Raw genomic sequence first — 8,402 nt, 5'->3', positions numbered from 1 at the left:
GCCTGCTCGGGGGAGACCCGCGTGGCGAGACAGCGCCCTGCAGCGTCGGCATGTTTGAGCATGATCGCCACCAGGTCGGCCGTCTCCTTTCCCTCCGCGAGCACCGCCTCGGGGATGCCGCACCGCACCTCCCGCCCGAGGTCGATCCTGGCGAGTTCCCCCACCTTCTCGACCCTCAGCCCCGATATCCTGTCAATGGTATCGTCGAGGGAGATCCTGCCGGCGGCGTACGCGGCAAGCACCTCTCTCAGGATAGTGTCCGCAGTCATGGTCCAATAGTAAAATATGGGTGCGGGGATAATAAATCACCCACGGTAATGACCTATCTTGTCTACGTGGCCGCCTTCGGCACTGCGGCGACGTTCTTCCTCTGGCTGCGCGACGCCCGGATCTTTTATCGGACCGCCCTCCCCGGCTACAGGCAGGCGGCGTACAGGGGCGTGCTCTACTCGGCCCTCGCCCTCTTCGGGTCCCTGATGGCCCTGACAAACCCGGACCTCGAGTTCCTCGCTCTCGGCGCGGTCCTCCTCGCCCTGTACCTCCAGGGGCGCGTGCCGCGGGAGAAGGTCTGGACAGGCGGGGAGAGCGCCGCGACGCGCTTTTTCGGGAATGTTCCCCGCAGGTAAGATAAGGTCTGAAACGCAAATTTTACGGCAGGAGTCGATCTGATGCTACAGAAACCACGCGGAACCAGGGACTTTCTGCCCGACGAGATGGCGCAGCGGCGCACTGCGGAAGCGAAGATGCGCGAGGCCGTCGGGCGGTGGGGCTACGGCGAGGTCTGCACCCCGACCTTCGAGCACCTCGAACTCTTCACCATGCGTTCGGGCGAGAACATCAAGCAGGAGATGTACGTCTTCGAGGACAAGAGCGGGCGGCAGATGACCCTGCGGCCCGAGGTGACGGCCTCGGTCTCGCGGATGTATGTGAACGAGGGGCGCTCCATCGCAAAGCCCCTCCGCTGGTACTATGTGGCCGACTGTTTCCGGTACGAAAGGCCCCAGAAGGGTCGGTACCGCCAGTTCTGGCAGTTCGGCGTCGAACTGATCGGCGCGGACTCCGCGGCGGCCGATGCCGAGGTGATCATGGTCGCCGACGACCTCCTCCGTTCTGTCGGCCTGGACTACGACCTGAAGGTCGGGTTCCTGGCGCCGATGAAGCACCTCCTCTCCGGCGTGGAACCCTCGCTCCAGAGACAGGTGATGGCGTACCTCGACAAGCGCGACCTGGACGGCCTGAAGGGCTGCCTGGAGACCTGCGGGCAGGCCGAGCTCGAGGACTCCCTCACCGGCCTAGTCTCCTGCCGGGGCCCCGCGGAGGCCTTCGAGATCTGCGGCGATATCCCGGAGAAGGAGCGGGTCGAGGGGATCTTCCGGATCCTGGACGGCGAGGAGATCGACTACACGGTGAACTTCGGGATCGCGCGCGGCCTGGACTACTACACGGGCATGGTCTTCGAGGGCTTCGCCCACAACCTGGGTGCCGAGAACCAGGTGCTCGGCGGCGGCAACTACAGACTTGCCCAGCTCTTCGGCGGGGACGACGCCCCGAGCTGCGGGTTTGCGATCGGTTTCGACCGCGTGATGGTCTCCCTCGGCGACTATCCCCTGGAGAAGCAGCCGGTCGTCGCCGTCCTCTCCCAGCCCGGCCTCGAAGCGGCGGCCTTCGGGGTCGCCCGGAGCATGCGCGCCGCCGGCGTCAGGGCCGAGGTGAACCTGCTCGGCCGCGGCATGGGGGCGCAGCTCGCGCATGCCGCAAAGACCGCGGACTATGCCTGCATCATGGGCACGCGCGAGGCAGAGGCAGGGACGGTCACCCTCAAGGACCTTCATTCCGGCGAGCAGCGGGAGATGAAGCCTGACGAGGCGATCGCCGGGGTGAAGGGCGTTGGTGCTCGCTGAAGACCTTGCGAAACAGCAGAAGAGCATCAGCGTCGCGGAGTTCTTCGAGAAGAACAAGCACCTCCTCGGCTTCGATTCTCCGACGCGGGGGATCATCACCACCATCAAGGAGGCGGTGGACAATGCCCTCGACGCCTGCGAGGAGGCGGGTGTCCTCCCCGACATCTTCGTCTCCATCAGGAAGGCCTCGCCCGATGCATATCGGGTGGCCGTCGAGGACAACGGCCCGGGCATCGTCCCCGAACAGGTGCCGTACGTCTTCGGCAAACTCCTGTACGGCTCCCGCTTCCACCAGATCAGACAGAGCCGCGGCCAGCAGGGGATCGGCATCTCGGCCGCGGTCCTCTATGCGCAACTGACCACGGGCACGCCTGCCGTGGTCGTCTCCCGCACCTCCGCGAAGGTGCCGGCCCACCGCTTCTCCCTGATGATCAGGACCGAGACGAATGAACCCGAGGTGCTCGGCCACGAGGAGGTCGCCTGGGACAGGACGCACGGCACCAGGATCGAGCTGGAGTTCACGAGCACCCTTGCGGCGCGAAAGCGCCTCATCGAGTACCTCCGCTACACCTCGGTCGTGAACCCGCACGCGCGGATCAGCATCGAGATCGACGGCGAGGCGATGACCTTCGAACGGGTCTCGGCAGAACCGATCGTGCCGCCTCAGGCGATCCAGCCCCACCCGCACGGCATCGAACTCGGCACCCTGAAGAGGATGGCGGCCACGAAGGCCGACGTCACCCTTGACGATTTTCTCGTCGGGAGTTTCTGCCGGGTGGGAAAGAAGACCGCGGAGGAGATCGCGGCTGCCGCCGGCCTCCCTGTCGGGGCGAAGATGGGTGCGGTCGCCCCCGACGCCCTGAAGACCCTTCTTGCGGCGATGCAGTCTGTGCATGTCCCGGCGCCGCCGACGAACCAGTGCCTCTCCCCGATCGGGGAGGATCTCATCGTCCAGGGGTTGGAGAAGGAGTTCCAGCCGGACTTCGTGAAGGCGCGGACCCGCCCGGCTTCTGTCTTTTCCGGTCACCCCTTTGTCGTGGAGACGGCGATCGGCTATGGCGGGAAACTCGATGCCGAGGGAACGGCGCAGCTGATGCGCTTTGCAAACCGCGTGCCCCTGCTGTACCAGCAGGGGGCCTGTGCGATCACGGCGCAGGTCGCCGGCGTGAACTGGAAGAACTACGGGCTCTCCCAGTCTGGCCTCCCGACAGGGCCGGTGCTCGTCCTCGTCCACGTTGCCTCGACGAACGTCCCCTTCACCTCGGAGAGCAAGGACGCGGTCGCCTCGATCCCGGAGATCGAGAAGGAGGTCACCCTCGCCCTTCAGGACCTGGGGCGGGAGTTGAAGGCGTACCTCGCCCGGCGGGAGAGGAACAAGCAGAAGGATGACCGGGCGCGGGCCGTCTGCGCGGTGATGCCCGCGATCGCCGAGAAGGTAGCCGCGATCGTGGAAAAGCCGGTGCCCGACATCTCGGCGATCGAGGGGCGGATCATGCACAGGCTTGTCGCACGGAAGCGGTCCTATGACGGCCGGGTGCTCATCGAGGTGCGCAACCACACGGCCGACGACCTCGCCCTGGTCGTCTACGACATCTCTCCCGACGCCGCAAAGGACGCGGAGCCTGCGCCCGCATTTGCAAGCGACCTCGACGGCGAGTACACGCGTGTCTGGAACTGCGCCCTCGCTCCCGGCGAGGGCTGGCATGTCGTCTACACCGGGAAGGGCGGCGGCATGCTGGACGTGCGCGGCGTCGAGGACGCGAAGAAAGTGGTGGTGTACCTGTGACCGTGAAGGAAGAGATGGAGGCCCTCGGCCTTGAAAAACTGAAGGCGATCGCGGAGCGCTGGTACGACCAGCTTTCCGACGGCCGTGTCCCCTCGATCGCCCTGCCGACGCGGACCAAACAGAACATCGCGTACGACGAGGAGAGCGAGGTCTGGAAGTACGGCGACAAGGAGAGCATGCGCTCAGCCGCCACCGCGAAGGGGGCCGTCCACCTCCTGAAGATGGCGTACGTGATCGGTTTCCTGAAACAGCAACTGGCCGAGAACCGGTCCTCGACCTTGAGAGAGATGTACTACATCTCCGAGGGCTGGAAGCAGGCGAAGTTCGGGGCTCAGGACGAGTCCAACAAGCTTGTCGAGGACCTGGAGATCCTCACCGACATCCAGCGGGAGGTCTACCACCTCCGCCCGGAGGAGGACGGGGCCTCGATCTTCGGGCCTATCAGGATCAGGGAGAAGACGCGGCGGGGCGTGCGGGAGATCCACTGCCAGGACGACGTGGGCGAGACCGGCTACCAGATCCCGAACAATGTCGACGCCCTCGACTTCCTGGACCATGACGCCAAATTCGTCATCGCCCTGGAGACGGGCGGTATGTACGCGCGCCTCATCGAGAACGGTTTCGACGACGAGTACGGCGCGGCCCTCGTCCACCTGAAGGGCCAGCCCGCGCGCTCGACGCGGCGGCTCCTCAAGCGCATCAACGAGGAGTTCAAGCTCCCGATCGTCGTCTTCACCGACGGCGACCCCTGGTCGTACCGCATCTATGCCTCGGTGGCGTACGGCTCGATCAAGGCGGCGCACATGTCCGAACTGCTGGCGACGCCGCAGGCGCAGTTCATCGGGGTGCAGCCTTCTGATATTCGGGATTATGATCTCCCGTCCGACCACCTCTCAGAGCAGGACGTGGCGGCCCTGAAGGCGGAGTTGACTGACCCGCGGTTCGCGACAGACTACTGGCGGGAGCAGATCGGGTTGCAGCTCGAGATGGGGCTGAAGGCGGAACAGCAGGCGTTTGCAAGCCAGGGGCTGGACTTCGTGACGAAGGAGTATTTGCCGGCAAGGGTGAGTGAGATGGGGGTGCTGTAATATTTTTTTAAGATGTTTTGGCCATTTCGAAACCTTTCTCTGCTCTTAATGGAAGAAGGGTGAAAGGTTTGTCGTCATCCCTCCCGCCATCATTTTTCTGGGAACAAAAGTTAGCGAATTCGGGCAAACCATGGATCTCTAGGTGCAGATTTCATATTCTCAAGTGTTGACTGTGAGGGACTCGCCGCATCCCCGCCTGAGGGCAGAGGTAGATATCCATCTCCTTCTTCAAGATTCACACGCCTTCATGAGGTCAATCCTGATCAGGATCCGGGGAATGTGACCGGAGGGAACTTGAGAAAATCTGTTATTTCCGAGGGAAAACCATGTGAGATATGGGGGGGAAGGCGTGGGATCCATACTCACTCAATAAAATTCTAGGGGGCGACATCACCCAGAACAGGAGGGTTTCTACAAAGCCCTCTAATTTGACATATAGTCTCGTTTAAATACGCAAAGTATATGATATTTTGATTAAGACATTATTTTATGTTTTCATTTGATTTAAAAACGAAATTAAATATTTTGGGCTCTAAAATCTCTGCTATTGTAGAAAGGACCTATGTTACATACTTGATATTATTCTTATTTATTTTATTTTTCTCATTACGTATGTCTCCGCTTTTCAACCCTCTTCCCAATAGAGATTCGGGTGTATTTATCTATGTTGCGCAAGGCATATTAAATGGAAAAGTGCCATATCTTGATATTTGGGATCACAAACCTCCTCTGATATTTTTCCTTGATGCAATAGCATTAATGTTCAATAATTCTTTATGGGGAGTGTGGTTTATTGAATTATTATCTGTAGTTGTGTCCTCATTTTTCTGCTATGTGATATTAAAAAAATACTTTGGATCCCTTAGCGGGTTATTCTCAACAATTATTTTTATTATCTCATTTTTTAATCTTGGTCCGGGAAATTATACTGAGGAATATTCTCTTCCACTCATTTTTTTCGCGATATATCTCTTTACCTCGGAATATGACCCGCTATTGAAATTCTCATCACTTGGTTTGATATCGGGGTTGTTATTCACATTAAAACCAAATTTAATTGGGATTTCGATTGCAATTGTTGGATTGACCATTTTGTGCGGATTTTTGTATGGTAAATCCATTAAAAAAGAGATGATCGTATTCCCACTGTTTTTCTGTGTACCTCTCGCAGTGTTTGGATTTTATTTTTATGAGTGTCATGCATTGGGCCCGTGTATTGATGCCGTTTTATTCTACAATCTGTATTATTCGTCCACTCCTCTTTTAACAAAATTATTTTATAGCATCGCAATTTTCCGTAGCCTTGGTCATCTCTGGCTCTTTGCTGTTGCAGTATGGATCCTTTTGATTTCTTATGCTTTATATCATCGTGATTTCTGGCATAATGCCCTACTTTCTGTCGCTATATTTAGTTTTCCTATCGAGTGCGTACTCGTTGCGATATCTGGAAGACCCTTTGCACATTATGGATTTGCTTTGCTGGCTCCTTGTATTATTCTTTTTGGGTATATGATCTATAATTTTGTTGAAACGCAGAAACCCAAATTATGGAGTGTAAAATATTCTACTAAATCTTTAATTATCGTTCTTCTCGTCTTGGTATTATTATATTCTCCTTTGATCTCCTTGTACTCTGTTATGACCGAGAATTCAAGGGATGATAGCAGGATAAATGTCATCAAATACGTTACCAGTAATTCTAATAATTCCGATTATGTACTCATCTGGGGTGCTGAAACAGAGATCAATGTACTATCAAATCGGCAATCCCCCTCAAAATATGTATACCAATGGCCTCTTTATACGAAAGGTTACTCTAGCGGTGACCGTACTCAAGAATTTTTACAAGATCTCATAAAGAATAGACCTAAACTCATTATTGATATGCATTCTTGTGATGCTATCGTTCCTCCTGTTAATGAAAGTGAAAGAATGAAGTGGCAGAGAGGGGTAAAGCAGGATTTAAAGTCAAAATATGGGGTATCTGGAAGATATCAGTTGCCTGATTCTTTTACTATGGTTTTCCAATACATTAGTGATAATTATCAGTACATAGGAACGATAGAGGGTACGGATTATTCGGTTTATCTTGTTTGTGATAAATGATGGAGGTTTAAATTTAGGTCCTATGACAATCGGTGTTTACTATGATAATGCCTATGCCGTCGAGGAGACCTTCCAACTCTTCAAGATCCCGTGGGAGTGGTACGACCCGTCGCACACCTATGACGTGGTCATCGCCCGCAAGGGGGAGGTCGACACGGCCGGCGCCTATCTCGTCGACCTCTCTGAGAAGGACTATTTTGCCGAGATCGCGCGGACCTTGAACGAGGGCCTCCCCCACTGCCACGAACCTGTGGTCGAGGTCCTCATTGACGAACTGCGCCAGGTCCTGAAGGAGCACACTCTCCTCGTGGAGATCCCGCCTGTGCCCTGGGGCTACTCGTACATCGTCGCCCTCACCCATGACGTGGACATCACCTCGGTGCGGGAGAGGCGCTGGGTCTCGGTCGGGTATGCGGTGTATCAGTGCCTGCGGAAGGGTATGGTGAGGGATGCTCTTCAGATCCTCGGTGCGAAGTGCGGGGTCGGGAAGGATCCCTGGCACTGCTTCGAGGAGTGGATGCGGCTGGAGGAAAACCTCGGCGTGCGCTCGACCTGGTTCTTCCTCCCCTTCAAGGGGAAGGCGGGGGAGGGCGCGCCCGCGATCCGCGCGGGATACTACGACCTCGACCCTGATCTGATCCAGAGGCTCACCGACGGCGGCTGGGAGGTCGGGGTGCACGGCCTCGATAACTGGCGGGACGACGGTGCGGCGCGGGAGGAGTTGCGACGTGTGACCGATCTCACCGGTGTGGAGGGGGGGACGCGCGTCCACTGGCTGCTCTTCGATGCGGACTCCTGGAAGATACTCGATGAGGCGGGGTATGCCTATGACTCGACCTTCGGGTACAACGACGACGTGGGCTTCAGGGCCGGGACGATGCAGCCCTACAGGCCGCGCGGGTGCGGGCGCTTGCTGGAGGTACCCCTGATCATCCAGGACGGAGGTCTCTTCGGCGGAAAGACCTGGAACTCGTCTGATGATGGGGGCCGCGGTGCATGCCTCCGTCTCTCTGAGGAGGCCGGGATGCGCCGGTGCGAGGAGGTGCTGGCATATGCGAAGCAGTACGGGGGTGTCGTCACTCTTCTTTGGCACCAGGTGAGCATGGCGGCGCCGAAGAATTGGGGTGGTTTTTATCAGGCGCTGGTGGAGAGGGCGGTCGCAGATGGGGCGTGGGTGGCGCCGGTAAAAGAGGCGGTGCGCTGGTTCACTGCTCGCTCATATTTCGTCCTTCACACCGAGCGCGTACCAGAGGGCCTCAGAATCCGGCTATCTGGTACCGGTCCAGATCCATCTCTCCCTCTCATGAGGATCCGTGTCCATACTGACGCGGTGAATCTTGGGAAAATAACGGGTGATTATATCGAAGGAGCGGGATATGTTGATCTACAGTATTCATCTCCTGAGATCTTGGTGAAAGTGCATGAAGGTACTGCTGACTGATGGGAATTACAAACATACTCTTGCTGCGGTTCGTTCCCTCGGCAAACAGGGGGTGGAGGTTGGCGTCGTGTCGCATATCC

At 57.4% G+C, this 8,402-nt stretch carries 6 protein-coding genes and 1 pseudogene; 6 read left to right on the top strand and 1 reads right to left on the bottom strand.

All coding sequences use genetic code 11. The annotated features are described in order from the left end of the window. Positions 1 to 269, bottom strand: a pseudogene (locus PHP59_RS09950) (phosphoribosylaminoimidazole carboxylase); the annotation flags it as partial. A 48-nt stretch (positions 270 to 317) separates the two neighbouring features. Between PHP59_RS09950 and PHP59_RS09945 the strand changes: the two are divergent. The 6 genes from PHP59_RS09945 to PHP59_RS09920 all read left to right on the top strand — a co-directional run bounded on the left by PHP59_RS09945 (position 318) and on the right by PHP59_RS09920 (position 8,322). Continuing rightward, a complete protein-coding gene (locus PHP59_RS09945) occupies positions 318 to 626 on the top strand; it encodes an ABC transporter permease (RefSeq protein ID WP_300166534.1) in 309 nt (102 codons plus the stop codon). Between the two features lie 42 nt (positions 627 to 668). Then, the gene (gene hisS, locus PHP59_RS09940; protein ID WP_300166532.1) at positions 669 to 1,901 is read left to right on the top strand and encodes a histidine--tRNA ligase; all 1,233 of its coding nucleotides are present in this window, start codon (positions 669 to 671) and stop codon (positions 1,899 to 1,901) included. After that, on the top strand, positions 1,888 to 3,687 hold the full coding sequence (locus tag PHP59_RS09935) for a DNA topoisomerase VI subunit B (RefSeq protein WP_300166530.1): 1,800 nt from the start codon (positions 1,888 to 1,890) through the stop codon (positions 3,685 to 3,687). Before hisS ends, PHP59_RS09935 begins: the two co-directional genes overlap by 14 nt. 14 nt (positions 3,688 to 3,701) lie before the next feature. Further along, a complete protein-coding gene (locus PHP59_RS09930; RefSeq protein ID WP_300166536.1) occupies positions 3,702 to 4,775 on the top strand; it encodes a DNA topoisomerase IV subunit A in 1,074 nt (357 codons plus the stop codon). A gap of 489 nt (positions 4,776 to 5,264) precedes the next feature. Continuing rightward, a complete protein-coding gene (locus PHP59_RS09925; protein ID WP_300166528.1) occupies positions 5,265 to 6,881 on the top strand; it encodes a glycosyltransferase family 39 protein in 1,617 nt (538 codons plus the stop codon). Between the two features lie 22 nt (positions 6,882 to 6,903). Continuing rightward, complete coding sequence (locus PHP59_RS09920; protein WP_300166526.1) at positions 6,904 to 8,322, top strand: polysaccharide deacetylase family protein; 1,419 nt, start codon at positions 6,904 to 6,906, stop codon at positions 8,320 to 8,322. Positions 8,323 to 8,402 lie beyond the last annotated feature (80 nt).

It is taken from the genome of Methanofollis sp., from assembly GCF_028702905.1.
In the GTDB taxonomy this organism is placed as follows: domain Archaea; phylum Halobacteriota; class Methanomicrobia; order Methanomicrobiales; family Methanofollaceae; genus Methanofollis.
Note: the sequence above shows the minus strand (reverse complement) of the source record. Positions and strands in the feature narration are given on the sequence as shown.

What these genes read in the sequence shown, in the direction of transcription:
- PHP59_RS09945 (WP_300166534.1), top strand. Translation starts at nt 318, where the DNA reads ATGACCTATCTTGTCTACGTGGCCGCCTTCGGCACTGCGGCGACGTTC.
- hisS (WP_300166532.1), top strand. Translation starts at nt 669, where the DNA reads ATGCTACAGAAACCACGCGGAACCAGGGACTTTCTGCCCGACGAGATG.
- PHP59_RS09930 (WP_300166536.1), top strand. Translation starts at nt 3,702, where the DNA reads ATGGAGGCCCTCGGCCTTGAAAAACTGAAGGCGATCGCGGAGCGCTGG.
- PHP59_RS09925 (WP_300166528.1), top strand. Translation starts at nt 5,265, where the DNA reads ATGTTTTCATTTGATTTAAAAACGAAATTAAATATTTTGGGCTCTAAA.
- PHP59_RS09920 (WP_300166526.1), top strand. Translation starts at nt 6,904, where the DNA reads ATGACAATCGGTGTTTACTATGATAATGCCTATGCCGTCGAGGAGACC.